At 38.2% G+C, this 26,762-nt stretch carries 28 protein-coding genes; 8 read left to right on the top strand and 20 right to left on the bottom strand.

What is annotated here, in order from left to right:
• Nucleotides 1-18 precede the first annotated feature (18 nt).
• On the bottom strand, nt 19-357 hold the full coding sequence (gene glnB / locus CXF64_RS19235; protein ID WP_002962211.1) for a nitrogen regulatory protein P-II: 339 nt from the start codon (nt 355-357) through the stop codon (nt 19-21).
• A gap of 160 nt (nt 358-517) precedes the next feature.
• Between glnB and CXF64_RS19230 the strand changes: the two genes are divergently transcribed.
• A complete protein-coding gene (locus tag CXF64_RS19230; RefSeq protein ID WP_076925468.1) occupies nt 518-1,069 on the top strand; it encodes a GspH/FimT family pseudopilin in 552 nt (183 codons plus the stop codon).
• Between the two features lie 79 nt (nt 1,070-1,148).
• Nucleotides 1,149-1,679, top strand: coding sequence for a GspH/FimT family pseudopilin (locus CXF64_RS19225; RefSeq protein WP_024589415.1), 531 nt, complete (start codon nt 1,149-1,151; stop codon nt 1,677-1,679).
• A gap of 6 nt (nt 1,680-1,685) precedes the next feature.
• On the opposite strand, the gene CXF64_RS19220 is transcribed toward CXF64_RS19225, so the two are convergent.
• The 13 genes from CXF64_RS19220 to murJ all read right to left on the bottom strand — a co-directional run bounded on the left by CXF64_RS19220 (nt 1,686) and on the right by murJ (nt 16,586).
• Nucleotides 1,686-2,102 (bottom strand): type IV pilin protein, encoded by a 417-nt coding sequence (locus tag CXF64_RS19220; RefSeq protein WP_076925467.1) that lies wholly within the window; start codon nt 2,100-2,102, stop codon nt 1,686-1,688.
• 9 nt (nt 2,103-2,111) lie between these two features.
• On the bottom strand, nt 2,112-5,294 hold the full coding sequence (locus CXF64_RS19215) for a pilus assembly protein (RefSeq protein WP_101217805.1): 3,183 nt from the start codon (nt 5,292-5,294) through the stop codon (nt 2,112-2,114).
• Nucleotide 5,295: 1 nt separating this feature from the next.
• Nucleotides 5,296-5,799, bottom strand: a complete 504-nt coding sequence (locus CXF64_RS19210; RefSeq protein ID WP_024589418.1) for a hypothetical protein — start codon at nt 5,797-5,799, stop codon at nt 5,296-5,298.
• Nucleotides 5,787-6,782 carry a PilW family protein gene (locus CXF64_RS19205; RefSeq protein ID WP_007581375.1) on the bottom strand — a complete coding sequence of 332 codons (996 nt, stop codon included), beginning with the start codon at nt 6,780-6,782 and terminating at the stop codon, nt 5,787-5,789. The genes CXF64_RS19210 and CXF64_RS19205 overlap by 13 nt, the downstream gene beginning before the upstream one ends.
• A gap of 1 nt (nt 6,783) precedes the next feature.
• Nucleotides 6,784-7,344 carry a type IV pilus modification protein PilV gene (gene pilV, locus CXF64_RS19200; RefSeq protein WP_101217804.1) on the bottom strand — a complete coding sequence of 187 codons (561 nt, stop codon included), beginning with the start codon at nt 7,342-7,344 and terminating at the stop codon, nt 6,784-6,786.
• Nucleotides 7,345-7,527: 183 nt separating this feature from the next.
• Nucleotides 7,528-8,229, bottom strand: a complete 702-nt coding sequence (locus CXF64_RS19195) for a LytR/AlgR family response regulator transcription factor (protein ID WP_101217803.1) — start codon at nt 8,227-8,229, stop codon at nt 7,528-7,530.
• Nucleotides 8,226-9,260: a sensor histidine kinase gene (locus tag CXF64_RS19190; RefSeq protein ID WP_101217802.1), complete on the bottom strand. Its 1,035-nt coding sequence runs from the start codon at nt 9,258-9,260 to the stop codon at nt 8,226-8,228. The genes CXF64_RS19195 and CXF64_RS19190 overlap by 4 nt, the downstream gene beginning before the upstream one ends.
• 39 nt (nt 9,261-9,299) lie before the next feature.
• Nucleotides 9,300-10,229 (bottom strand): 4-hydroxy-3-methylbut-2-enyl diphosphate reductase, encoded by a 930-nt coding sequence (ispH, locus tag CXF64_RS19185; RefSeq protein WP_007581370.1) that lies wholly within the window; start codon nt 10,227-10,229, stop codon nt 9,300-9,302.
• Entirely contained in the window at nt 10,229-10,669 is a 441-nt protein-coding gene (gene fkpB / locus CXF64_RS19180) for an FKBP-type peptidyl-prolyl cis-trans isomerase (RefSeq protein WP_002958231.1), read from the bottom strand. Before fkpB ends, ispH begins: the two co-directional genes overlap by 1 nt.
• On the bottom strand, nt 10,666-11,166 hold the full coding sequence (gene lspA, locus CXF64_RS19175) for a signal peptidase II (RefSeq protein ID WP_007376920.1): 501 nt from the start codon (nt 11,164-11,166) through the stop codon (nt 10,666-10,668). Before lspA ends, fkpB begins: the two co-directional genes overlap by 4 nt.
• Nucleotides 11,167-11,178: 12 nt before the next feature.
• Nucleotides 11,179-14,007, bottom strand: a complete 2,829-nt coding sequence (gene ileS, locus CXF64_RS19170; protein WP_024589422.1) for an isoleucine--tRNA ligase — start codon at nt 14,005-14,007, stop codon at nt 11,179-11,181.
• A gap of 5 nt (nt 14,008-14,012) precedes the next feature.
• Entirely contained in the window at nt 14,013-14,963 is a 951-nt protein-coding gene (ribF, locus tag CXF64_RS19165; protein WP_101217801.1) for a bifunctional riboflavin kinase/FAD synthetase, read from the bottom strand.
• A gap of 84 nt (nt 14,964-15,047) precedes the next feature.
• Nucleotides 15,048-16,586, bottom strand: a complete 1,539-nt coding sequence (gene murJ / locus CXF64_RS19160) for a murein biosynthesis integral membrane protein MurJ (protein ID WP_033012718.1) — start codon at nt 16,584-16,586, stop codon at nt 15,048-15,050.
• A 295-nt stretch (nt 16,587-16,881) separates the two neighbouring features.
• Between murJ and rpsT the strand changes: the two genes are divergently transcribed.
• Nucleotides 16,882-17,142, top strand: coding sequence for a 30S ribosomal protein S20 (gene rpsT, locus CXF64_RS19155; RefSeq protein ID WP_002958225.1), 261 nt, complete (start codon nt 16,882-16,884; stop codon nt 17,140-17,142).
• Nucleotides 17,143-17,217: 75 nt separating this feature from the next.
• Here rpsT and CXF64_RS19150 read toward each other — a convergent pair whose 3' ends face one another.
• Nucleotides 17,218-17,601: a response regulator gene (locus CXF64_RS19150; RefSeq protein WP_008168737.1), complete on the bottom strand. Its 384-nt coding sequence runs from the start codon at nt 17,599-17,601 to the stop codon at nt 17,218-17,220.
• Nucleotides 17,602-17,714: 113 nt separating this feature from the next.
• Between CXF64_RS19150 and CXF64_RS19145 the strand changes: the two genes are divergently transcribed.
• Nucleotides 17,715-18,158 (top strand): hypothetical protein, encoded by a 444-nt coding sequence (locus CXF64_RS19145; RefSeq protein WP_101217800.1) that lies wholly within the window; start codon nt 17,715-17,717, stop codon nt 18,156-18,158.
• A gap of 106 nt (nt 18,159-18,264) precedes the next feature.
• Nucleotides 18,265-18,510 (top strand): hypothetical protein, encoded by a 246-nt coding sequence (locus tag CXF64_RS19140; protein WP_002958222.1) that lies wholly within the window; start codon nt 18,265-18,267, stop codon nt 18,508-18,510.
• A 195-nt stretch (nt 18,511-18,705) separates the two neighbouring features.
• On the opposite strand, the gene CXF64_RS20870 is transcribed toward CXF64_RS19140, so the two are convergent.
• Both CXF64_RS20870 and CXF64_RS19130 read right to left on the bottom strand, forming a co-directional pair.
• Nucleotides 18,706-18,852 carry a hypothetical protein gene (locus CXF64_RS20870; protein ID WP_007581365.1) on the bottom strand — a complete coding sequence of 49 codons (147 nt, stop codon included), beginning with the start codon at nt 18,850-18,852 and terminating at the stop codon, nt 18,706-18,708.
• Between the two features lie 97 nt (nt 18,853-18,949).
• On the bottom strand, nt 18,950-19,870 hold the full coding sequence (locus CXF64_RS19130) for a 2-hydroxyacid dehydrogenase (protein ID WP_101217798.1): 921 nt from the start codon (nt 19,868-19,870) through the stop codon (nt 18,950-18,952).
• A gap of 129 nt (nt 19,871-19,999) precedes the next feature.
• Here CXF64_RS19130 and CXF64_RS19125 point away from each other — a divergent pair, with 129 nt between their 5' ends.
• Nucleotides 20,000-21,706: a GNAT family N-acyltransferase gene (locus CXF64_RS19125; RefSeq protein ID WP_024589427.1), complete on the top strand. Its 1,707-nt coding sequence runs from the start codon at nt 20,000-20,002 to the stop codon at nt 21,704-21,706.
• 69 nt (nt 21,707-21,775) lie between these two features.
• Here the strand turns inward: CXF64_RS19125 and dapE are convergent, their stop codons facing one another.
• Nucleotides 21,776-22,960: a succinyl-diaminopimelate desuccinylase gene (gene dapE, locus CXF64_RS19120; protein WP_024589428.1), complete on the bottom strand. Its 1,185-nt coding sequence runs from the start codon at nt 22,958-22,960 to the stop codon at nt 21,776-21,778.
• A gap of 263 nt (nt 22,961-23,223) precedes the next feature.
• Between dapE and CXF64_RS19115 the strand changes: the two genes are divergently transcribed.
• Nucleotides 23,224-23,877 carry an OmpW/AlkL family protein gene (locus CXF64_RS19115; RefSeq protein WP_002958218.1) on the top strand — a complete coding sequence of 218 codons (654 nt, stop codon included), beginning with the start codon at nt 23,224-23,226 and terminating at the stop codon, nt 23,875-23,877.
• Between the two features lie 81 nt (nt 23,878-23,958).
• On the opposite strand, the gene CXF64_RS19110 is transcribed toward CXF64_RS19115, so the two are convergent.
• Complete coding sequence (locus CXF64_RS19110; RefSeq protein WP_002958217.1) at nt 23,959-24,492, bottom strand: thioesterase family protein; 534 nt, start codon at nt 24,490-24,492, stop codon at nt 23,959-23,961.
• Nucleotides 24,493-24,597: 105 nt separating this feature from the next.
• On the opposite strand from CXF64_RS19110, the gene CXF64_RS19105 reads away from it, so the two are divergent.
• Complete coding sequence (locus CXF64_RS19105; RefSeq protein ID WP_024589429.1) at nt 24,598-25,092, top strand: hypothetical protein; 495 nt, start codon at nt 24,598-24,600, stop codon at nt 25,090-25,092.
• Nucleotides 25,093-25,120: 28 nt separating this feature from the next.
• On the opposite strand, the gene tyrR is transcribed toward CXF64_RS19105, so the two are convergent.
• Entirely contained in the window at nt 25,121-26,677 is a 1,557-nt protein-coding gene (gene tyrR / locus CXF64_RS19100) for a transcriptional regulator TyrR (protein WP_010555118.1), read from the bottom strand.
• Nucleotides 26,678-26,762: the final 85 nt, after the last annotated feature.

Raw genomic sequence — 26,762 nt, 5'->3', positions numbered from 1 at the left:
ACTCCGTAGAAGAAAATCTTAAATCGCCTCTTCATCTTCCTCAGCAGTACGAATACGTATTACACGCTCAACATCAGTGACAAATATTTTACCGTCACCGATTTTTCCTGTTTGTGCCGTTTTTACAATAACTTCAATTGCACGGTCTACATCTTCATCAGTCAATACAATATCAAGTTTTACTTTAGGTAAAAAATCAACCATATACTCTGCGCCACGATATAACTCAGTGTGACCTTTTTGACGTCCAAAGCCTTTAACTTCGCTTACCGTCATACCTGTAATACCTACATCCGACAACGCTTCACGCACATCGTCTAACTTAAAAGGTTTGATAATTGCTTCTATTTTTTTCATATTAATTACTTTTGAAAGCTCCAGTTGCCTCGATTTTAGACAATCATGATGTTCATAGCAAACAAAGCGATTGAATTACGGTGATAAAACAACCGATCATGGTATAATTTATTGTATAAAAATAGCTATACTTAAATGACTAGCAGTAAATGAGATTAATATGAAAAACAAACAAAACGGATTCACTCTTTTGGAACTCATGGTAACCGTTGCTATCGTTGGGATCATTGCATCAATTGCGATTTGGAATAGCAGCGATATGCTAGAAGAAAATAGAGCTGAGAATTTTTTGTTGGAATTAAAAAGAAATATTACTTATGCACGCTCTCAAGCGGCAAGTACGGATGAAATAGTTATTTTATGTCCCGCACAAGAAGGCGCTATTAAACAAGCTAAAGATGAGTTTGAATGTGAACCAGAATGGGACACGAATAAAATCATTGTTGTTTTTGTTGATGCTGATAACAATGGAAGTTATAACGTAGCTAACGATGCCTTGTTGAGAGTTATAGAGGATATTCCTGCAACTGATAGCCTTAGTTATAGTGGTAATGAGACAAGTCTTCGTTTTAATACCAGTGGTCGTATTACAACAAATCCGGGAGACTTTATCTATTGCCCTAATAGTGATAATGAAAATAACAAAGCTTTAACAGTATCTCAATCTGGTACTTCTTTTTATACTGGTGATACAGCTCAGACTTGCGGTTAAAAAACATACAAATTAATCTTGTCATATTTGTATCATTTACTAGACTGAGTTAATCATTTATTAACTCAGGTCTTCAAGGATGAGATTATCAATATCAAAAAACAAGGGAGTGACACTTCTTGAATTAATGGTTTCAATTGCTGTTGTCAGTGTAATCAGTCAATTATCGATGTGGTTTTATCCAGACTTCTTGGCTAAAAACCGATTAGATAACCATGTGAATCTACTACACCGAAATATAAATTATGGCCGTCTTTACGCAATTGAAAATGGTACTTACGTCACGCTTTGCGCACTAAAAGGCAGTCAATGCACAAAGGACGAGTGGGATGGTCAAATGTCACTATTTATCGACAAAGATAAATCAACGACTCTAGATGATGATGAGTTACTCTTAAGCACTTTCGAGGATGTTCATGATGCTGATACTTTAGAGTATCCGCGCAACGCCATTACATTTCGTCCAGATGGTTCTTTAAATGGTTTTCAAAATGGGACTTTTATATATTGCCCCAATAGCGATAAAGCCAATCTCGAAGGATTGGCTTTATCTGTAAGTCAAACGGGTAGAATTCGCATCAAATCAACTGATAAGTGTCAGAAGAAGTAATCTAGGCTATCGACCCCAGCAATAGTCAACATCTGAGTCTCCTTTAGACCCTTTTGCACCTTTGAGGCCTGTGTCAGTAATTGTAAGCTCTTTACAATCGTTATCCCCCTTTACAGCACCGGCTATAGGCTTAGCTGTAATAGTGAAGGTATTGCTATCGACTACCTTTATGGATAGCTCAAAGTGACCATTTTCGGTTTTACTTTGCAATCCTAAATCAGTAAATGTCTCTGTATATTCCCTATTATCGACAAAATATTGCTCTTCCTTGTTTGCAGCATCTAACAATGCTGCAGCAGCTTCAGCGCGCGAAGCACGCTTTACATATTCAGTATAGTTAGGCAGCGCAATTGAAGCGAGTATGCCGACGATAGCAACAGCTATCATCAGCTCAATTAAGGTAAACCCGTGTTGTTTTTTCATCTAATTTCCTTAATTATTAACTTCGTCATTTTCTTCACGTTTATAGATATATGTTTGTTGGGTTTTAAAGCCAAACCCTACTGCATTGTCATTAACCAACACAACTTTACCATCAACAACAGTTAAACCAGGACCTTTTATTTCTACAGGTTTCATTGGATTTTCCGCATTTTCACCTTTAATACCAGGCCCAATTAAATAAAACTGACTTTCTTGTATTACGTCAACTGTTGGGTCGTCATCACATTTACCATCGCCATTACCATCTACACATGAAGGGCTTTCACCAAAGTATAACTGAGGTGTGTCTGGTACATCATAGCTGGTTGTAAATTTAAGGTCGTCATACACTTTAGTACCGTAATGTAAGTGAAAAGCATATAAAGAACCACCACCACCACTTAGCGAACATTGATTTTCAGTCGATGTATCTGATGCAGGTGTGAAGCTTGTAAAATAGGCAACACCTCCAACAACTGTGGCAGCAGCTAGCGACTTTTCACCCGTTCCTAACTCATATCTCCAGCCATTAAATTTAGCCAAGTCCACTTCTAAGTCAACAAAATCATCAACGTCATCTAGAGCATTGCCAAATGGGTCTGAATTCATTTGCATCAAATCAGCAGGCACAATAGTATCTGGTGCATTCGTTTTATACGATTTAGTAACCGTATTTTCATCTCTGATCATAAACAATTGATCTTTTTCATTGGTGCCGGTTGGTTTTGAGCGATTACCACTGCCGATAACTATGGCATCATACGGTGTATCTAAGCGTGTTATAACGGTGCTACCATTAACTGTTGACTCGCTTACTTTACTATAAATTGTGCGTGCTACGAGTGGTTTATAGAAAAAACGTCTGTCTTCAGTTGCTTTATTACTACCAAGTTCAGCTAATTTATAATGGCTAAACTCGCTAGTGTTACTACCTGGCATATCTACACGCCAAATATCACCTCCGGTATCTGCCGCATAAATTCGGTCTATATATCCATCATAATCTGAGTCAAGCGTGGTTATATCTGCAGCAATACTATGCTTACCTTTAAAGCCATTAATATCCGGTGTTAATGCCCACACCCTTTTACCGGTTTCAGCTTCAACAATATAGATACCTCGCCCTATATCATCATCACTACGAATAGCTTCATCTTTATTTGTATCGTATCCAGCACCAAAAATTAATAAAGGCTTATCACCAAATGCTTTAATATAGGCTATTTGTGGCTTTGACCATGTTTGCGCAAGCTCTTTAAAATCACCTTTTCCGCCTTCTATTGGTGCGTCCCATAATTTTTTTGGTATGTTTGGGTTTGTTATATCAAGTCCGTAATAATTTTTACCACCGCGACGCATCCCCGCAAAAGCCCACACTTTATCGTCGCCACTCGCATCAATAATACCGTCATTTAAACCATCACTATTTAAGTTTTTATTATCAAAATAAATACTAATAGGACCATCCATACCATATACTTTCGTATCGGCTTGATTTTCACGTAGAGGTTCAATAATGTTGTATAAAGCAGACGGTATAAATGCCCAACTTTCACTTACACTATCATCTGAATCCTTAAACATATGTAAAAAGCCTGCATTAGTTCCTATCAAAACTCGAATATCATCATTACCATAATCGATTGCAACAGGTTTAGAATGCAGAGGGTCACCAAAAATATCTTTGCGCTGGTCAACCTTAGACCCATCGCCATCTTCATCATCAACGTCTATACCCATTGCCCATTTGATATCATTACTCGATAAGCTTAGCGGATTGTTATCGACTAAATTGAGAATATCACTCACAACTGAGGTATTAAAATTTACTATAGCTCCCTGATTGTCAGTGTATAAATTACGGCTATCTGAATCTAATGTCGTTAAATGAAGGTTCACACCACCTTGTGCAACTAAGTTACCATCTGCTGGCTCCCCACTTGGCAACCAAAATGTTTCTGCATTTTCGTCAATTAAACCATTCTCATCAAGTGCCGACAATCCTTTTGAATCAACAATTTGATTCCCTGATACTTTCAGTTTTTTTAAGTTTCCACGCCAACGAGCACCTGTTTCAGGGTAAAACATGGCAAAATAAACAGCATCCCGGCTACGAGTTTGATCTACATTATTACTCGCAACTGAAGGCGATGAAAAACTATCATTTACTTCTCTAATTCTTGAAATAGTATTTTTTAATGCTTCAGATAAAGCTTCTGAAGTTCGCGCCTCTAAGTACTGGCCTCCACCAACTGATGCAGCTTTCTCTAGTAAGTCGATACCGCCTTCGCTCATTCCTGTGCCAAAGCCAATGGTAAAAACTCTACCAGTATCTAGCACATCACTTGTATCAGAGTATAAATCTACTTTTGTATTATTTGTTCCATGTATTATTTTTGATAGAGCAACTAAATAGCTATTAGAATAATCACCGCTCACAAAAGGGATTGAATCATTAAATAAATTATTATGTACACTTTTAATCTGATCATCACGACCATCATCGTTAGTAGGGTCTCCATCAGTCATCAAAATAATATTAATTGAGTTATCGCACCTGAGAGGATCTCCTGATTCCTTTTTAAATGGTGACTTATAAGTTCCATTAGCATCGGCTGCTTTATCTCTGCTGTTAATACCATACCCATAATAAAGGCTTTGCCCAGTAATATACCTATACGCCTCCCATAATGTTTCAGTTAAAGGAGTTGCACCACTTGCAGGCAAATCGTCAACTTCATTAAGTAAAGTGTTTTTGTTAGCACCAAGCCTTGCTAGTACATAGCCACCTGAACTTTCTCTAAATCTCATTAAACCAAAATCAATATCATCATTATCGGTAATAAGTTGGCTAACAGCGTTTTTTGCTACTAATAAGCGGCTATCTTCACAAACAGCTTGTGCATATCCATTTACAGACTTGTAACATTGCTGTGTGTAACTAAAGTAAGTCTGACTTTTAAAACAATCTGATGTATAAAACTGTCCATTTTGATATCGACGATAACACTGGCCTCCATCTACAACATCCCAGGCCATACTGCCAGAGGTATCAAATATCATTAACACTCTTGGATTTTCGTCTGTCTCTACATCATGATTTACATAAAGCTCAATATCCTCAGCGAATACCGACATACTTATTGTTAAGCCAAGCAAAGAGGCTAACACTTTGTTTAATTTAAATTTCATCTTAAATCCCCTTGCTTACGCTGGCCATTTCTTGTGCTATACCTGTAACAATAGTTAGTTCATGCTTACTTTTAGATCCATATTCTATTGTGGTGGCAACCTGTAACATATTGCACGATATACCTGCTGTAAAATTGAAGCGTCGAGGACATTCTAAATCTAACGCCCCCTTGTTCAGGTTAGTCATTTTGCTTTGCATATCTGCATGATTTGCAATCACCATACCTTTGTCATCACCATCCGCGATTGCAGTTACTTCATCGGGAGTCAGGAAGAACTGATTATTAGCGCCTTGATTTGCCTCATCAGAGATCATGCGCTGCACTTCACCAATGAGTTCATTTTCGGCCACTTCGCGCTCTTGTGCTGCATTGGTAATTTTAATATCAATACTACTACTGCTCATAAGTGTTACAGCAATACCGGTCACTGCAATAACCATTATTAAAGCTGTAATTAGAACTACACCTTGCTGTTTTTTTTGTGATTGTTTTAAATACGCCATAAATTTGATCCAACATTATTTAATCGAATAGTAGTAGTAAACACCGTGCGTCTGAAATTATCGGTAAATGTTAATACACGCTTATCTTCATCCTCACCTAATGTATAAGTTTGGTTTTTAATTTTAACTCCTGGGTCTGGCTGTAATGCGCGTATTAATAAAAAAACCTGAACAGTTAAAATACCTTTACGATTTTCCCAATCTGTATACTTCATATCTTGAATACTTCGGTAGGTATCTACACGATTATCACTGTTAGTATCAAGACCAAAAACAAACCGCATGTTCTCAACACCTTCCATAATAGTTTCCGTGTTGATGCTTCCACCAACCAGGCGCTTTCTCATTAATGCAGGTACAGTTAAATTTTTATTATTAACTTTATAAGTTTGTTCTGATAGATAATAAACATGATGGCTGTAAGGCCAAACGGTTGCATTAACATTAAGAGTCGCAGCGTTAACCGTTCCACGGAAAAATTGAGCTTTCTCTTGCTCAGCTACAAAGTAGTTTTCATCGGCCTGAGTCTCATTAGTTACTGTATTAACTGTTAAACTCTTACCTTGTAAAAATTTTAATTGAATAATATCAGTGCTTTTAATCGGATTATTTAGGCAGTTAAGCTCTTTTGATTCTCCAGCAACCTTTGCGTAAATAGTTCTAAAATTACTAGCTGTAGCAAAATCAGGAAAACTCCCATTATTTAATCCTTCAAAGCAGTCTGTTCCAGGGTTTGCTAGTGTATCTGTATTTACTGCAGTGAACGAATCGTCATAATAAGTTCCCCAAAAGCCAATTTGTTCAATATCACGTTGCATTATGTTAATTGCAAGGCGCCCTGATTCTTGAAGTTCACCAATAGTCATCGTATCTTTAGTGGTTACTTTCATACCTATATAAGTGAACATAACGCCACCTAGTATTAATCCACCAATAAATAATGAAATCATCATTTCTACAAGTGTAAAACCTTTTTGCTTCATGTTAGCTCCTAAGGTAAATGTAACTAGTTAAAACAACTAAGCGGCGCTTTTTGTCAGCCGTTCCACACTTTATTGCGCCAGTAGTATCATTTGCATTAAACTCTTGTCGACCTTGCCACGAAACAATTACTTCTAAATTAAATGCCTTACCACCCGAGCCAGCAACTGCTGTAGGTGCAATACATACGGTAGCACCATCTAAAGACCCCGTATTTTCTCGAGCTCTTATAGCCCTTTTCCACTGCTCAAGATCTAAGGCCGCAACTTGCGCTGCGCTACAAGTATTTGTAAAGCACGTTTGCGAGGTTGTCGTTGCAGTTTCACTATCAAATGTTTGTGTGTACAGTCCGGCTATTTGAGGGGTATCGTTAGCACGGATACGCTGCACAATATCATTACCAAGTGCAACTGCAGCAGCACGTTGCATAGAATCAAAGCTTGCTTGCTTTGCTTTTGCTTGCAGGGCAACTGCGCCTAAAAGGCCAAAACTAAGAATAATAAATGCAATTAACACTTCAATTAGAGTGAAGCCTCTTTGCACTTTTGTTTGAGATGACTGCATAGTAGAACCAAATAAAAATTATCTGATTATAAGTTTATGCTATTTATTTGAGGAATCAATGAGGACTAAGACAAGCGGTTATATTTGTTGATAAACGGTTAATTAAATCGGCTCATTCAACAAAACAGTAGTAATTAAGCGTAAATGTATTTAAGTCAGAGGCAACTTAATTGCGAAATAAGTCTAAAGCGTATTTTTAACTAATTTAAGCTCGCGGCGGCTCACTGGCAATAACTCACTGCACCCTTGTAGCTCAATCATATGATGGCTATTCCCTTTTGAATGCAAAGCAATTACTTTTTGTTTATTAACCAATGTATTGCGATGAATTCGCAAAACATATGTGGGATATTGCAGCTCTAATTGCTTTAGGCTTTGCTCCAGTAAAGCTTCTCCACCCGAGAATATCATTTTGGTGTACTTTTCTTCGGCACTAAAATACAAAACATCATTTATATCAACACTACGTAGAGTACCAGCTAGCTGATAAGAGATTTTTACATTTTGTTGTTTTTGAATATGTACTTTATTTAAACGCCCAACTTGCTTAAGCACCTTTTGCAGTGATTGCTCTGAAATAGGTTTAACTAAATAACCTGCAGCGCTTAATTGTAAAGCATCGAAGGCATGCTCAGGGTGGGCAGTTATAAAAACAATAGCAGGAGGTAGAGTTAAACTATTGAGCTCATTAGCAACTTGTAAACCATTCATACCAGGCATATCAACATCTAAAAAAATCAAATCTGGCGTTTGCTTTTTAGCAAGTACTAGAGCTTCCTTACCATTACTTGCCTCACCTTGTACAACTATACTTTTATCGTATGTTAACAAACGGATTAAGCGAGATCTCGCAAGAGGTTCATCATCAACAATGAGCACATTCATACACGGCCCTCAATTAGCTTAGGGATAACAACCTTGACCCTAAACACATCATTTTTATTAGTAATTGTTAGCTGCGCTTTATTTTTATAATAAATATTTAATCGCTGGCGAATATTTTCAAGCGCCATTCCGTTATTAGGCCTAGTTTGAGCATTAGAAATTGTTATAGGGTTAGAAACAATCATGGTTATATAGCCGGTAGTGATATGTAGCTCTACTTTTATTTCTGCACCATGCTCACTTGTTTCAACGCCGTGGCATACCGCATTTTCAATTAATGGCTGCAGGGTTAAGCAAGGAATACTCAATGCGGGTAGTTTATTAGGTATTTGCCAATCAACTCTTAAGCGATTACCAAAACGCCACGTTTCAAGTGCGATATATTGCTTACTCAGCGTTATTTCATCTTCAAGAGATACATTCTTCCCCGAGTGCATTGCAGCCTGCGATAAGGCGGCTAATGCTAAAATAGCCTGTTCTGCCGCATCGGCATCATGATGAGTAAGTTCTGCAGCAGTGTTTAAACTATTATATAAAAAATGAGGACGTATTCTAGCTTGTAGGGCATCAAGCTCAGCACGAGAAAGAGCTTTAGTTTGCTGCTCTTTTTCAAAATGAATTAATAAAAACTGGACGAATAAAGCCGCCAGTAAAGCCACTATAATGCAATTGCGAAGTGTGAAATAAATTAGGTTATTTGTATCATCTATATCAAAAGCAAAATGAGAAAATAAAATACTAAAAATACAGGTAGATAATAAAAAAAAGGCAAAAAATAGACTTAATTGAAAAGTTTGAGTACGTTTTTGTAAGAAAAATCTACAGAAGTATAAAGAAGAGGTACCGACTAAAACAATTAAATGCATAAACAAACTAATGATCCCAAGTCGTAGCCAAATATCTCCTTCTACATTAGGTGCAAAAGCTAAAACAATAGCAATAACTTGAGAAACAATAAGCGTGGCTAATACGCCTCGCTCATTAAAAAGAGCCGAAAAAAGCAAACCATCATTTTGAAGTGACTTGCTCATAACGACTCTCCTTTAATCTAAATGTTTAATATATTTAAATTAACGTAGCTCTACAGGAACAGCAAATACTATATTTTCTACTTCACCTGGGTTCTCAACAACCTGTGTGCCACCAAGCTCTTTTAATCGGCTTATTACTTGTTGTACAAGTACTTCTGGCGCAGATGCTCCCGCAGTTACGCCAACTGATTTAGAGCCTGAAACCCACTGCTCTTGTACATCAGTTGCGTCATCAATTAAATAAGCAACTGTGCCCATTTTATCTGCAAGTTCACGTAAGCGATTAGAGTTAGAGCTATTTTTAGCGCCAACAACTAATAGCACATCAACTTTATCAGCTAAGTCACGAACAGCGTCTTGACGATTTTGCGTTGCATAACAAATGTCATCTTTACGAGGTCCGTCAATTGATGGAAACTTATTGCGTAGTGCATCAATAACATCTGCTGTGTCATCAACTGAGAGTGTTGTTTGGCTGCAATAAAAAAGATTTTCAGCATTTTTTACATTAAGCGCAACAACATCATCAACGGTTTCAACAAGATAAATGCCACCGGCTGAGTTATCATATTGTCCCATTGTTCCCTCTACTTCAGGGTGGCCATGGTGTCCAATTAAAATACACTCAATACCTTTACGACTCGCACGTGTAACTTCCATATGTACTTTAGTTACAAGCGGACACGTTGCATCAAATACTTTTAAATCACGACGTTTAGCTTCGCTGCGAACAGCTTGCGAAACACCATGTGCACTAAAAATAACAATGCTGTCGTCAGGTACTTGATCAAGCTCTTCAACAAATACCGCACCACGACTTTTTAATCCATCAACCACATAGCGGTTATGTACTACTTCGTGGCGCACATAAATTGGCTTTTCAAAAATATCTAGGGCGCGCTCAACAATACTAATAGCACGGTCAACACCAGCGCAAAAGCCGCGTGGATTAGCTAGTAATATTTCCATTAACCTTCCACCTCAATAATATCAACTTCAAACGTTAAACGTTGGCCAGATAAAGGGTGATTAAAATCAATCGTTACCGACTCACCTTGCACTTCGCGAACTAATCCAGGAAGCTCAGTACCGTCAGGTTGAGTAAACGCAATAATTGCACCTACTTTGGCTGGTGTTTCTGGGCCAAATTTACTACGGTCAACGTAGTAAATATTATCTGGATTTGGCTGACCAAACGCATCTTCAGGTTCTAATTCAAACGTTTTACTTTCGCCTGCAGTTAAACCTAATAAACACTTTTCGAAGTTTGCCGTTAAACTGCCATCGCCCATTGTTAATTTAGCAGGTTTGTTGTGCACCTTGGTAGAATCGGCGGCAGAGCCATCTTCTAATTTAATAGAAAAATGGAAAATAACTTGCGAGTTTTCACCAATTACAGCTTGGCTCATGCTTTATGCTCCTTCGGACTCTCGCCGGTAAAGGCATCAAATAACAATAATGCTGCGCCAATACAAATAGCGCAATCAGCAATATTAAATACAGGAAAATGTGAGTCTTTATAAAATACGTGAATAAAGTCGATTACATAACCATACGCAATACGATCGTATAAATTACCAATAGCGCCTGCAAGTACCAGTGCATAAGCACCGCATAGTACTTTGTTTGTTGCAGGTAAGCGTTTTAGCCACCACACAAGCAAAGCACTAATAGCAATAGCAATCGCACTTAAAAACCAACGCTGCCAACCACCCGCTTCACTTAAAAAGCTATAAGCAGCACCATAGTTATGCACATAAGTAATACTAAAAACAGGGAGTAAGTTTATCGACTCTTGATAAGCCATAGTCCCTACAACAAGTGTTTTACTGGCAAAGTCTATTACTAATAGTAATAGACTCAACCAAAGCCACACTAAACCACTTTTTTGGGCTAGTTTGCTCACTAAGAATAACTCCTAAGCGAATTGACGCTTTTCGCCTTCGCCGTCAACATTACTTACACAACGACCACAAATTTCAGGATGAGCAGGGTTAACACCTACATCTTCGCTGTAATGCCAACAACGCTCACATTTAGCAGCATCTGTTGCAGCAACACTAATGAATAAACCTTCAATTTCGGTAGCTTGTGTATCAGCTGGCTGACTATCAACTTCAGAAACATTTACGGCCGATGTTAATAATACAAAACGCAGTTCATCACCAAGCGCATTTAATTTAGCGGCAAGCTCTTTACCAGTAAATAAATTAACCGTTGCTTGAAGCGTTGCACCAATGACTTCTTCTTTACGTGCAGCTTCTAATAAGCGGTTTACTTCGTCGCGTACTGTCAGAATTTCTAACCAGTCATCGTTACTAAATTGGCTATTTGTTGGCGCTTGTAAGCCATCATACCAAACAGATGTAAATACGTAGTCACTACGCTCACCCGGTAAAGCTTCCCAAATTTCTTGTGCGGTAAAGCTCATAATAGGTGCCATCCAACGCGTCATTGCTTCTGCAATATGATAAAGCGCTGTTTGACAAGAACGACGTGCATGGCTGTCACTCTTAGCTGTGTACTGACGATCTTTAATGACGTCTAAATAGAACGAACCAAGCTCACCCGTACAGAAGTTCATTAGCTTTTGCGTTACTAATAGCATTTGGTAGCTATCGTATGCGGCTAAAATTTCGTCTTGCAACTGAGCAGCACGACCAACAATCCACTTATCAAGCTCAACCATATCATCAACAGCAACTTGATCTGTTTTTGGATCAAAACCATTTAGGTTAGCTAGTAAGTAACGGCTAGTGTTACGAATACGGCGGTAGCGATCGGCAGAGCGTTTAAATATTTCATCCGACACAGTCATTTCTGCCGTGTAATCGGTAGAGGCAACCCATAAACGTAGAATGTCGGCACCTAGTTTATTCATCACATTTTGTGGTGAAATAACATTACCTAGTGACTTAGACATCTTGCGGCCGTTTTCATCAACAGTAAAACCATGAGTCAATACTTGGCGGTATGGTGCATGACCATTAATAGCCACTGATGTCATCATTGATGACATAAACCAACCACGGTGCTGATCAGAACCTTCAAGGTATAAATCAGCTGGACCAACCAAGTCTTCACGTGCGTCTACAACACATGCGTGTGAAACACCTGAGTCAAACCATACATCTAGCGTATCTTGCACTTTCATATATTGCTTGGCATCTTCTTCACCAAGTAATGTGGCTGGTTCTAAATCGTACCATGCCTGAATACCAGATTTTTCAACTAGCTGTGCAGCTTGCTCAATGAGTTCTTGAGTATTTGGATGAAGTGCACCGGTATCTTTATCTGCAAACAATGCAATTGGCACACCCCAAGTACGTTGGCGAGATATACACCAATCTGGGCGGCTTTCAACCATGTTCGAAATACGGCTTTCGCCCCACTCTGGCAACCACTGCGTGTTTTTAATTTCTTTTAAAGAATCTTCACGCAAGTTAGCCTGATCCATACTTACAAACCATTGTGGTGTAGCACGGAAAATGATTGGTGTTTTATGGCGCCAACAATGTGGGTAACTATGAGTTATAGCATGATGATGCATTAATGCACCGTGCTCTTTTAATACTTCAATTACGCTCGCATTTGCTTTAAATACATGCTGACCTGCAAAAAGTTCAGTATCTGGTAAATAAACGCCATTAGCGCCAACAGGGTTAGCTACTTCAAGGTTGTAATTTAAACCCGCCACGAAATCTTCTTGACCATGCCCTGGTGCTGTATGTACAACACCGGTACCTGAGTCAGTCGTTACGTGTTCTGCAACAATCACGGGTACATTAAAATCATAAAAAGGATGGGCTACTTGTAAGTTTTCAAGTGCAGCACCTTTTACATAACCTAATACGTGAAAGTGATTAAAACCAAAGCGGTCCATTGCATCTTTAACAAGCTCAGAGCCTAAAATTAGACGTTGTTGTACGCCTTCATCTTCAACCTGCACCAATGCATATTCTAAATCGGCATGCACAGCTACCGCGCGGTTTGCTGGAAGCGTCCACGGTGTTGTTGTCCAAATAACAGTACCAACACTGCCTTCACCTTTATGACCATCAGCCAAATCAAATGCACTAACAACAGCATCTTGATCAACAAATGTAAAACGTACATCAATCGCTGGTGATTGCTTATCCTGGTACTCAACTTCAGCTTCTGCTAATGCAGAACCACAATCTGTACACCAATGCACAGGCTTAGCACCTTTATGCAAATGACCTTTTTCAATAATACGACCAAGTACACGAATTGCATTCGCTTCAAAGTCAAAGTTCATTGTTAAGTAAGGCTTATCCCAATCTGCAAATACGCCTAAACGTTTAAAATCAACTTTTTGACCTTCAACTTGTTTTTTAGCGTATGCACGGCATTTTTCACGAAACTCGCTCGCGGTTACTTTTACGCCCGGCTTGCCTACTTTTTTCTCAACCATTAACTCGATTGGTAAACCATGACAATCCCAACCTGGGACTAATGGTGAATCAAAGTCAGATAATGTTTTAGACTTAACAATAATGTCTTTTAATATTTTATTAACTGAGTGGCCTAAATGGATATCGCCATTTGCATACGGAGGGCCGTCATGCAAAATAAAGGTCTTTTTACCTTTCTTAGCGCTGCGAATTTGACCGTACAGGTCGTCTTCATACCATGCTTTAAGCATTTTTGGTTCACGTTGTGCCAAATTGCCACGCATTGGAAACGGTGTTTCCGGTAAGTTCAAAGTATGTTTATAGTCGCTCATTTATCCTACATTCCGTCTCTATCGGCTACCTGATTTAAACCAAAACACTGCTTAGCGGCAGCAACATCAGTTGCTATTTGCGCCGTTAATTGTGTTAATGTCTCGAATTTTTTTTCGTTGCGAAGTTTTTTTATTAACTCCACATGCATAAATTGTCCGTAAATATCCTGTGCAAAATCAAAAAGGTGAACTTCTAATAATGCACGAGTTCCATTAAATGTCGGCTTATTGCCTACATTTGCAACTCCAAAAATCTGTTTTCCTGCAATCGTTGCTTGCACTGCAAACACCCCGTTGACAGGACACACTTGGCGTTTTAGGGCAATATTTGCCGTTCTAAAACCGAGTTCACGTCCTCTTTTCCAGCCGTGTATAACACGCCCAGAAATAGCATAATCGTGACCAAGCATTATTTTAGCACTTGCTAAGTCACCAGATGCTAAAGCATCTCGTATTAAAGTGCTGCTTACTCTAGCATTTAATTGACGAAAACTCGCGGTGCTTTTTACGTCCATGCCCGCTTGCTTGCCCATGCTAGCAAGTAAGTCAAAGTTACCTTGGCGCTGCTTTCCAAACTTAAAATCATCGCCAACAGTGAGAGCTTTAACACCTAACTTTTTAATCAAAATATCATTAACAAATTGCTCAGCATGCATGTTTGCAAATTGCTGATTAAAGCTAATGCAAATAACTCGCTCAATACCTAAATCACTAAGCAAACGTAGCTTATCTCGTAAGCGCGTTAGCCGTGCTGGTGCATTGTTTTTAGCAAAAAATTCTTGTGGCTGGGGTTCAAATAGCATTACAGTGCTAGACAAACTATGCGCTTTAGCATCACTAAGTAAGCCTTTTAATACTTCTGAGTGGCCTAAATGAACACCGTCAAAATTACCAATAGTTAACACACAACCAAAGTGGTGTGGGCGAATATTGTGTATACCTCTAATTAACTCCATGCCACCTAATGCCTTGTTTAGCGAGTTATTAATTACGACTAAAAATTAATTAAAGCCGCAGAGTTGCCGATTATAATCTTTTTTTTAGTTTGATTCAGTAATTGCTACACTTTTTATCGTATTTAGTCTAACGCCCATCAAAAATAGCATTGCAAAGTAACTAATACCTGCCAAAGCCACGAGTGCTATTAATAAGACTACCTGCTGTGTAAAAGCCCATGTAGCCCAGTAATAGTAACTGCTCACAAACCATGTAACAGCTCCCATAACCATACTTGCAACAACACATTTAAGTGTAAAGCGCATACTCATTGATGAAAACTGATACACATTTTCTTTTTTAAGCTGCCTATACAGCAAAAATGCATTACAACTAGCCGATAGCGAAGTAGCGAGTGCTAATCCTAAATAACCAATAAAAGGAGCCAGCATAATATTAAATACCATATTCAATACTAAGGTAATAATACCAATACGCACCGGCGTTTTTGTGTCTTGACGAGCATAAAAGCCAGGAGCAAGTACTTTAATCAGCATAAAGCTTACAAGCCCTACTGAATATGCGACTACGCCTAAACTTACTGCTTTAACATGATCAACACTGTCTTCTTTAAACGCACCGTGGTCGAACAATACGGTGATAATAAGCGGGCTGATGATCATTAGACCTATCATTGCTGGTAGGCCTAAAAATATAACAAAGCGCACCCCCCAGTCGAGGGTATGCTGAAAGTCACTACTTTTTTTACTGCTATGTAACCTAGAGAGCGCCGGTAAAATAACTGTCGCAATACCAATACCAAATAAGCCCAATGGAAATTCAATTAAACGGTCTGAATAATAAAGCCATGCAATCGAGCCTGTCATCAGTAATGAAGCAATCATGGTATCAAGCAACAAATTAATTTGGCTAATAGATACACCAAACAAAGCAGGAAGCATAAGTTTACGTACTTTTTTTACGTTTTCGTCTTGCCATGCCCAGCGTGGACGCGCCAACATTTTTGCACGGTATAAAAATGGAAGTTGAAACAATAACTGCACAACGCCACCAATAAATACGCCAATTGCGAGAGAATAAGCCCCGACACTAAATTTATCATGTAAAAAAATTGCACACGTAATAATAGAAACATTGAGTAAAACAGGTGTAAATGCAGCAACAGCAAAACGGTTATACACGTTCATTACCGCACCACTAAGCGCAACTAAGCTTACAAAAAACAAATAAGGGAATGTAAATTTAAGTAATGAACTTGCAAGTTCAAACTTTTCGGCATTAGGGCCGCCCTGCCACCAATCTATAAACCAACCGGTGCCAAACAATGCTGCAATAACGGGTGAAGCAACAACACCTATAATAGTGACAATCAGTAAAATGGTTCCTAATGTGCCTGCTGCTTGTGCAACAAAAAGTCTGACCTTGTCGTCGCCTTGCTGTTCTTTAATTTCACTCAGCACGGGTACAAATGCTTGTGCGAAGGCACCTTCTGCAAATAAACGACGTAAAAAATTAGGAATACGGTTAGCAAATAAAAAAACATCAGCCGCCGCACTTGCGCCTAATAAATTGGCAACGACTGCATCTCGAACGAGCCCTAAAATACGCGATATCATAGTCATACAACTAACAATCATACCGGAGCGAAATAAACCTTTTGACACCTTAAACCTACTCAAAAATCCTCAAGATAAGCGATTATGCCACAGTCTTTTTTATAAATCGCTTTAAAGCACTAGGCTGGGGGTCTGTGCTTTGTTACAATGTCGGTATTAACTGCTAAAGCGGCAAATTGATGCTCGTTATATGGTGCAGTTTTTCTTGGATTGTTAAATTTAAATTGACATCCATGATAGAAACAGGCATATTCCACGGCCTTTAATTTAAGCTTTATTTTAAGATTGTTAGGAGCAAACCTTGGCTAACATCAAGTCTGCAAAAAAACGCGCTATCACAAGCGAAAAAAACCGTCAGCACAACGCAAGCCGTCGTTCAATGATGCGCACTTACTTCAAAAAAGTAATTGTTGCTATTGAAGCGGGCGATAAAGAAGCTGCACAGCAAGCTTTTTCTGTTGCTACACCTATCCTAGACCGTTACGCAACTAAGGGTCTAATTCACAAAAACAAAGCAGCTCGTCATAAGAGCCGTATAGCAGCTAAGATTAAAGCTCTATAATTTGTTTTTGATAGAATATAAAAAACCGGCTTTTGCCGGTTTTTTTTTGTTTAAATTTTAAATGTACTTACTTTATTAGACATTTTCTAACTCTGGATAAAACTTCTTAAGCATTGCCGCTATTTTTTTAGGTGTAAATGGCTTTACTACAAACCCTTTAGCGCCTTTATCAATTGCATCCTTAACATTCTCAATACCTGAATGTGCAGATACCATAACCACATTTGTCTCTGGGCTTAATTCATTGATTTGTGCAATCAAATCTTTACCATCACCGTCTGGCAATTCAATGTCTAAAAAAATGATATTATAATTTGCAGCTTGGCACTCACTAATACATTGTGAGGCAGTAGATGCTTCCTTTACGTTATCTATCCCTAAGTGCATGAGCGTTTGGCTCAAAAAACTACGCACTGTGCTAACGTCATCTACAATTAAAATTGATAGCTGCGTATTCATCTTTATTCCTCGTAGGCTATAAGCTAACTTTAAGTTATCATAATAATTAGCTTAGTATATAAATTTACTCATTTAATTATAGAGACCTACGGAAAAAAGGCCAGATTTGCTTTATGTCTAAAACCCCAAATAAACAATCGTTGCTAGGTAAAGCACCGGCAAGAAAAAAAACAGCGCAAAAAAGAAAACCTCAGCGTTCTACTCAGCGCCCTTCACCTGGCGAGTTAAATTCCAGTGCAAAGAATGATATAAGCCAAAAAACAACGCAAAAAAAAGGACTGTTTATATCACTCGCTGTCGTTGCTGTAATAATTTTAGCTTTTCCAAAACCTACCTTACTCACCTATAAAAAATTAGGGATGGTAAGTGAGAGTGTTTACTGGCCCGGATTCTTTGGCAAGGGGGCTACTTTGATTGATTCAAACCTACACCCCACCTATGATTCTAGCCGTGAGTCCCTTTATTTATGCAGTGACTTACAAAAACCGCAGAGCTGCCAAAAGTATCAAGTAATTGCTGATAATGGTTTATTTTCAGCAATCGGCAGCTACTTTTAGCATTAAAAAAACTAATCTGAAAATTTAAAATTACTTGGTTGAAAGGTGCGCAAAAGATCAACATAATGGCGCTCCTTTTTTCAACAACTGAACTATTGAAACGACCATGCTAAACGAGCTAGATTGGCTTTTAAATACTACACTACTTGCACTAGGTTTAGGTGCATTCTTTATTAACCAGATAACACTGCTGCGCGTTGCCGCCATTAGTGCGTGTGGTTTATTATTCTTATCATTTAGCTTAGATCTTATGTCGTCGAGTGTTATTTCAAATATGAGTTTAGTGTTGATCAATACTTTTTACTTGTTTAAAGTTTATACATTTGGGCAGTTTAATGTAACCCAAAGTTAACAACTTTTCCCTAGAATATTTAATAGCCCAGCATTGCTGGGCTTTTTTGTTGCGAATTTTTAAAATATTAGAAACACGTTGGATCAGGACAATATTAAACGCCACTAAAGCACCACTGCAATAATAGTGCTGTGCATGTACTGTTGAGAAAAACGAGAAGAAAGACGAAAACTGAAAAATACCTAATAAGCTAGGTTAGTCCGCTATTGTTAACTCGCTTTGGGTTTGTATTTTAGAAGGAGTATCCTCTGCATTAGCCTGATTAAACCAAGCTGAAACACCAAGTATAATAATTGAAACAATAACTAGGCTTAATTTAACGCCACTTTGACTCGATTTCATAACACCCTCTTTGTATTTTTTATTAGTGAGAACACCTTTTACACTAATGAAAATTACAAATGTTAACAAGCTGTTTTTTAAACTAATTAGCTATCAGCTAATAACCTTTAGTTCTATCTATTGGATTATTAAGTACTAACCCCTTATTCAAGCATTCAATATTATCGGCTATTTGCTCTATAACACTATTTAAATCAGAAATCGCCGCGCAATGTGGTGTAAGCGTTATTTTGGGGTTTCCCCAGTAAGGGTGATTCGACGCTAAAGGTTCTTGATCAAATACGTCGAGTGTAGCTGCGCGTAAGCTATCGTTATTTAATGCACTTAGTAAGTCTTGCTGAACAACATGAGCACCGCGTGCCACATTAATAACAACAGCATGTTTAGGTAGCTTTGCGAGCATTGAGTGATTAATAATGCCTGTCGTTGCTTGCGTAAGGGGTAATAGACATACAAGGTAGTCAACATCAGAAAGCATACTATTGAGGCCTTCCTCGCCATAAAAAATTTCGACATTAGTCGCGTTTTTATTACTTTGAGCCCAGGCACTTACCTTAAAGCCATTATTTATAAGCTTTTGCGCGCATGCTTTACCTAACTCACCAAACCCAAGTATGCCGACATGTTTATTACTATGCGCCCGCTTTGGCTTCCATGTTTGCTGTGTTTGTTTAATGTAATATTCTTTTAAACGTAACTTTTGAGCTAACACATGTGTCAGTACATATTCCGCCATATCTTCAGCTAGTTGCATGTCAACAATGCGAACTACTTCAACACTTTCGTCGAGTAATGTTAAATCGATACTGTCTACGCCAGCACCAAATGACGACACAGCCTTTAAGTTAGGTAGCTGTGGCCACATAGATTCTGGCGCTTTCCACGCAAGTACAAAATCCACATCATGTGCGTTTTTGCAATCAGGCCATTGCTCTATCAGCGTATTTGGTAATCGCTCTTGTAACTTCGTTATTAGTTTTGTGTTGTCACGCCCAGTTATAGCAACCAATACCGACATAAATTCTCCTAACAATACACAGTTTATAAGTTAGCACTTTAAAAAGTCACACTACTGCAAAGTAACTGTCACACCCTTTTTTTAATCTTACATGTATGGCGAATAGGCCAAACGGAATATGAGGTTAATATGATAAGTGTTGATAAAGTAATTGCTGCAAACTTACCACAACTAGAGAACTCTCCAAAAGTAAAAGGTTTAGTAAAAAAAGGCCTAGGCTACTTATTACATGAACAAGAGTTTGTTGCTTTTGGTGATGCCTACCCTCACCTACAAGGATTAGAATTTGTTGAACAAGTGCTCGATGAACTCAATTTTGATACGCGCTATAAACCTAAGCAGATAGAACATATTCCTAATGAGGGTAAACTTGTTATCGTTGCTAACCACCCTATTGGTTCATTAGATGCTTTAGCACTTATCAAAGTACTTTCAACTGTAAGACAGGATTTAAAAGTAGTGGCAAACCGCATGTTGATGTCGGTTACTCCAATGCACTCACTTTTACTCCCCGTAGATAACTTATCAGGTATGAGTAAGAAACAAGAGCTTAGTAATATACAAAACCATTTAAAGGATGAAGGCGCATTACTTATATTTCCGGCAGGAGAAGTATCGCGATTAGGGCCAACAGGTATTAAAGACTGCAAATGGAATAGTGGCTTTTTACGTATGGCAAAAAAAGCTAACTGCCCTATTTTACCTATTTATATTAAAGCCAAAAACAGTCCACTTTTTTATGGCACATCAATGATTTATAAACCTTTGGCAAGTTTACTATTAGTGGCCGAGATGTTTAAGCAGCGCCAAAAATCTTTAGAGTTTGAGATTGGCGCCTCTATCCCTCCTGAATCTTACTTAATAGAAAATCTTAAAGATAAAGAAGTTGTAAACCTCATCCGTAAACAGCTTTATAGGCTTACAACAAAAAAAGCACTGCCGCTAAAAACACAAACACCTATCGCTGTTCCCGAGTGCAGAAAGGAGCTAAAAAAAGCAATTGAGCAATGCCAACTACTTGGTAAAACGCAAGACGGTATGCATATTCATCTATACCAATATGCAGGTAGCTCACCTATTTTTAGAGAGTTAGGGCGCCTGAGAGAAATAGCATTTAGAGCAGTCGGTGAAGGTAGTGGTAAGCGTCGTGATATAGATAAATACGATATGGATTACCAACACCTTGTACTGTGGGACCCAATGCAGCTAGAGCTGGTAGGTGCTTATCGATTAGCCTGTGCACAACAGATAATACAAAAACATGGCCGCGAAGGTTTGTATACCGATAGCTTATTTTCTTATACCGACGCTATGACGCCCTATCTAAAACAAGGAATTGAGCTTGGTAGAAGCTTTGTACAGCCTAAATATTGGGGACGTAAGAGCCTCGACTATTTATGGTATGGCATTGGCGCTTTTATAAAAAGCTATCCACAGTACAGGTACTTGTTTGGTGCTGTAAGTGTATCAAATGCTCTACCCGAGCAAGCAAAAGCCATGCTCGTTTATTACTATCAGCATTACTATAAAAGTGGTATTGAATTAGCTACGCCTAATAATGAATTTAAATTAACTGAGCAACAGCTAACCCAGTGCAATACTCTTTTTTGCGGCAATGACGTAAAAGAAGATTTTGTAGAGTTAAAGCATGTGTTAGCTAATATGGGGGCTCAAGTCCCTACTTTATTTAAACAATACACTGAACTTTGTAAACCAGGTGGCGTGCAATTTTTAAGCTTTAGTATTGATCCCGATTTTAATAATTGTATTGATGGATTGGTATTGGTCGATCTTGAAAATGTAAAAGAAAACAAAGCCAAACGTTATTTAGAATAACCAATAATAAGAGAGTGCTTTATATTTATAAAGTACTCGATTTATATTTATAAAGTACTCGATTTATATTTAATTATTTATAAATATCTGCTCTAGTAAAGTTGTATAAATAGCTTCAATTTTAAGTAAATCACTAATAGATACGTGTTCATTAGCTTGATGAATCGTATTGTTTCGCACACCACATTCAATAACTTGAGTATGGGGGCTGGCAAAAAATCGTCCATCTGATGTCCCTCCATTTGTACTTAGTAATGGGTAACTTGAAGTGTTTTTGTAAATAGCCTGCTCAATATGAGTAAGTAAACTCCAACCCGTATTATGGCTTGTATAATAAGGCTCGCATGGGCGTTCCCACTCAATTGTAAAATGCTCAGCAAACTTGTTTAGGGTATTCATTAATTGCGTTTTAACTGCTGCGCTACTGTAACCGTGGCTATAACGTACATTAAATGTAATCTCACAATGACTTGGCACTAAATTATCGACCACATTATTTATGTTAATTCCAGTCACTTGCAGTGTGGTTTTTGAGCTAGCCACATCGAGTAACCAGATCTGATCACTCAAGCTATTTACTATTTTTGCAGCAATATGAGCAGCATTGACTGTGTTTTGAGGATAAGCTACATGACCTGCCTTACCAGTAACTAAAATCCGAGCTGAAAGCGCACCACGACGGCCATTCTTAACCGTATCGCCAACTTGTGCCACACTTGATGGCTCCCCTACAATACAGCCATCTAATACAACACCTTGCTTGGCAAGCTTATTAACTATTTCTTGAGAACCAAATTCAGCTTCTCCCTCTTCATCTGACGTGATAAGCCAGTAAAGTGTCCCTGCTTTAGCGGATTCACTATTAATTAACTGTTTTGTGGCGCTAAGCATGGCGGCAACACCCCCTTTCATATCGGCCGCCCCTCTACCGTATATTGCATCATTGCGCACTCGCCCTTCAAAAGGAGGACTTAACCAACCGCTACTTGTTGCTGGTACTACATCAATGTGCCCTGAAAAAGCAACACATGGGCCATCTTTGAATTTTATGCAGGCAATTAAATTGGTTACACCATTTATAGTAAATTGCTCGCAACTTAACCCTAAATCCACCAATTTATCTGCAAGCCAATCAATTGCACCCGCTTGGTTAGGGGTTACTGATTCAAAGCGAATTAGTGTTTGTAAGTGCTCTACAACTTCTTTTTGAATATCCGTTGTTTTTGATTTTTTTTCGAATGCTTCTAAAAACATGTTAAACACACTTTATTATTTAATGTGCCTTTATTAAAACGTGAGTTTATTACTAAGCGATGTCAGCCTTAATACATTCATATGACTGTTGATGAAATAAATATGTCAATCTTTTCAAAAGCAGAACGACGCTAAATTTAATCTAAATCAATAAAGCATTCCACAAGGTTAAAATGTTTTTTAAACTTTGATCTAGAACAAGTTTTCATTTTTATTGCTCGGTAATAATAGCGCCAATCAAACAGTAGTTCTTGGAGAACAACATGAAAACTCAAATTAGCATCGCATTATTAACCTCTTTATTAGCACTCTCTCCAGCTGCACACGCTAACTTTAGCGTAAATGTTGGCGCTATTAACGTAAACCCTGATAATAGTAGCTCAGCAATTAATGAAGCACCTACGCTGGGCCTTAAAGGTGATTCAGATACTCAACTAGGTATCACTGTAGATTATGCATTTAACGATCAATGGGTGTTAGAACTAATAGCAGCAACACCTTTTTCACACGATGTAAATGGCGCAGGCGGCTTAGCAGGCAACAAAATTGCAGATATAAAACAGCTTCCTCCTTCTTTAGTTGCGCAATACCACTTTTTAGACACAAGTTATGCGCTAAGACCTTTTATAGGCGTAGGCATAAACTACACTGCATTTTTTGATGAGCAACCTTCTCAAGCACTTAAAGCGACGCTAGGAACAGACGATGTAGAAGTAAAATTAGATGATTCGTTTGGCTTTATGGCTCAGGTAGGTGCTAACTATAAAATTGATGCAAACTGGGGTCTACACGCCATGGTATCAATTATGGATATTGATACCGATGCCACTGTTTATGCTAATGGTGCAAAAGCACTTACATCAACTGTTGAGCTTGACCCCGTTGTTGCTATGTTCGGTGTTAGATACAGCTTTTAAAGCATATATAAAGTAGTACGTAGTTACCCAATTACAATGTGTGTTAAAAGGCCGAAAGGCCTTTTTTTTCATTTGTAGAGATTAGGGCAGGTTACTTAACTTTTTCTGCTCTAGCATTTCTTTCCAGTGCATAACTTCACTTGGCAATATAGGTGTTTGGCCATCAAAACCAGCCACTTCAAGCATTTCTTCAATACTTATAATACCTTTTTTACTTTTAAATACACCGCGTACATAAGCAATAGCATGTAAGCCTCGTTCTGAGTGAAACTTTTGCTCAATATAAAAGTATTTATGATCCCATCCAACTAGCTTAGTACTTATTGTATATCGCTGCATAGGCTTAATATCACGAATATAAGTAATAGCAGTTGCGTTAACAATCGGAAACCAGCGACGCTTCATTATTTGTTTAAGCAAGCCAACGCGCTCAGTCATCCAAGTTCGAGATAAATCCATCATCGCGAGGTAACGTGAGTTTGTTAAATGTAAATTAATGTCACAATCAGTAGGTAAAGCTTTGTAATCAATATCTACCGTATCAAGTAAATTTTGATATTGCTTGTTACGTTTAATTTTAAAAAACAATAATAAAAGTCGAATATATAAGTTCACAAAAAAGGTCTTACCAGTTAAATTTATTCGAGTGTAGCATAGCCCCTTGCGAAGACGAATATTCTACTTTAATCTTAAATCACTATTACAATAAAAAGATAACTCATGAAGTCAAAACTAAAAATTATTACTGCGCTAACTCTATTAGCGCCTAGTTATAATGCTTTTGCCGATTTTTCATTACCGGGTAAAGGCTCTGTTACTTACCCTACTGGTGTAGTTAAAGAATTTAAATTTGGTTTTGAATGGCAGCAAAAAGCTGAAAAATTCACTATTGGCTCTAAAAGTTACAATATGGAGCAGATCCCTAGCTCTTACTCGGTAGCTATAACGCTTTCAAAGGATGACAGCCAAATATGGGTGCAAGAATTTAATAATGGATTTATTGAAGAGTTTGAATGGCAAATTGGCGAACATAAGGTCACTTTAAAAAAGCAGCAATTTAGCGACCCCGTAAAAGGCGATTATGTTATTGAACTTAATGGCCGTAGCTATTTTTTCACTCGTAATAACGCCAGCATTGTAATGAACTTTAACGAAGAAGGTATCGAGACAATTGCAATTGACGGGGTAACAAAAAATATGGGCACTAAAAATTAGTCCCCATATTTTAATTTATTTATGTCAATTACACTTTTACTGTTTTTCGGTTAATACCGTAATCACGTAACTTATTAGCTACCGCGGTGTGACTTAGGCCCAATCGCTTAGCTAACTGACGTGAGCTTGGATAAGCTGGGTAGAGTTTGCGAAGTAAGGTCGCTTCAAAACGTTTAACAGCTTGATCTAGTGAGCCTTCAAAATCAGACTCTAAATACCCTAAATCATGGGTAAAAGTTGGTAACTGTAAATGCTCTACGCGAAGCTCGCTATCATCTAGTAACGACACTGCACGGTAAATTGCATTTTCCAGCTGACGAACATTTCCTGGCCACGGATACTCTTGTAAAAAGCTCAAACACTCTTGTGATAAAACAGGAATTGCATGACCATTTTGTTGCGCATATTTTTGAATAAAATGCTCTGCAAGTGGTCCTACATCTGCTTTTCTATCTCTTAGTGGTGCTATTTCTAAAGTAAGCACGTTTATACGGTAATATAAGTCTTCTCTAAAAACCCCTTCTTGTACCATTGCAGGTAAGTCTTTTTGAGTAGCGGCAACAATACGTACATTTACTTTAACTTCGTTCTCATCGCCTACTTTTCTAAACGTACCATCTTGTAAAAAACGCAGTAACTTAGTTTGTAGTTGAGTCGACATTTCGCCAACTTCATCTAAAAATACAGTTCCACCATCGGCTTGCTCTAATACACCGCGCTTTGGCGCTGCATTTTCTTCGTACCCGGCATAACCAAATAACTCAGACTCAGCAACATCATCAGGAAGTGAAGCACACGACAGTGCAATAAAAGGTTTAACAGAACGATTAGATGCGTAATGGCACGCTCTAGCTAATAACTCTTTACCTGTTCCTGTTTCACCAGTAATCAAAATAGGGGCTTCTAGTTGCGCCATTTTGCGTGCTTCGCGCACAACTCGGCGCATTGCCGTACTAAAGTTGTGAATAGTAGCGAAGCTTTCTTGCCCGTAACGTCTAAATGCACTGACTTGCTGCCCTAACCGACTTTGCGATTTAATGTTAATAACCGCACCAGCAAGCACATCACCTTCACTACCTTGAGGCACTGCAATTGGCAAAATGTCTGCAATAAAATCCTCACCAGCCACTTCAACGCGAGTGGTTTGTCCGAGTACTTCTTTACCTTCTAACCAGCGTGTAAAGTTAAAACCTTTAAGCAGGTTATTAATATTTGCACCAATCACGTCTTTTTCAATTAGCTGTAAGTCTTTACATGCTGCATCGTTACACAAACGTACCCAACCTTTGGCATCAATAGAGATAACCCCATCAGGCAATGCACGTAGTAAAGTATTTAATTCGTTGTGTTCACGCTCAGATGGTAAAAATGCAGTAGTACGCACATCGTGTACACCGTCGATTAAACGTATCGATGGCATAATTTTTTGGAATTGTTCAAATTCAATTTCGGGAAAACTAACGTACATACGACAATTTACAGAATCGACTTCAATTCCTTTCAAATCAACGCTGTAGTTAACTAATATATTAAGGATTTCTTGAGCAATACCAATTCGATCAGCACAGTGAATATCTAGACGCATACATCCTCAAAGAAGGAAAAACTATATTAGCCGAATAATACGCTAAGTCGCTTTGAGAAGGTAGTTTATTGTAAACATTTTTGGA

The sequence above is a fragment of the Pseudoalteromonas sp. GutCa3 genome (assembly GCF_002836155.1).
Taxonomy (GTDB): Bacteria; Pseudomonadota; Gammaproteobacteria; order Enterobacterales; family Alteromonadaceae; genus Pseudoalteromonas; species Pseudoalteromonas arctica.
The sequence above is the reverse complement of the archived record's forward strand: the minus strand, read 5'-3'. Positions and strand labels throughout refer to the sequence as shown.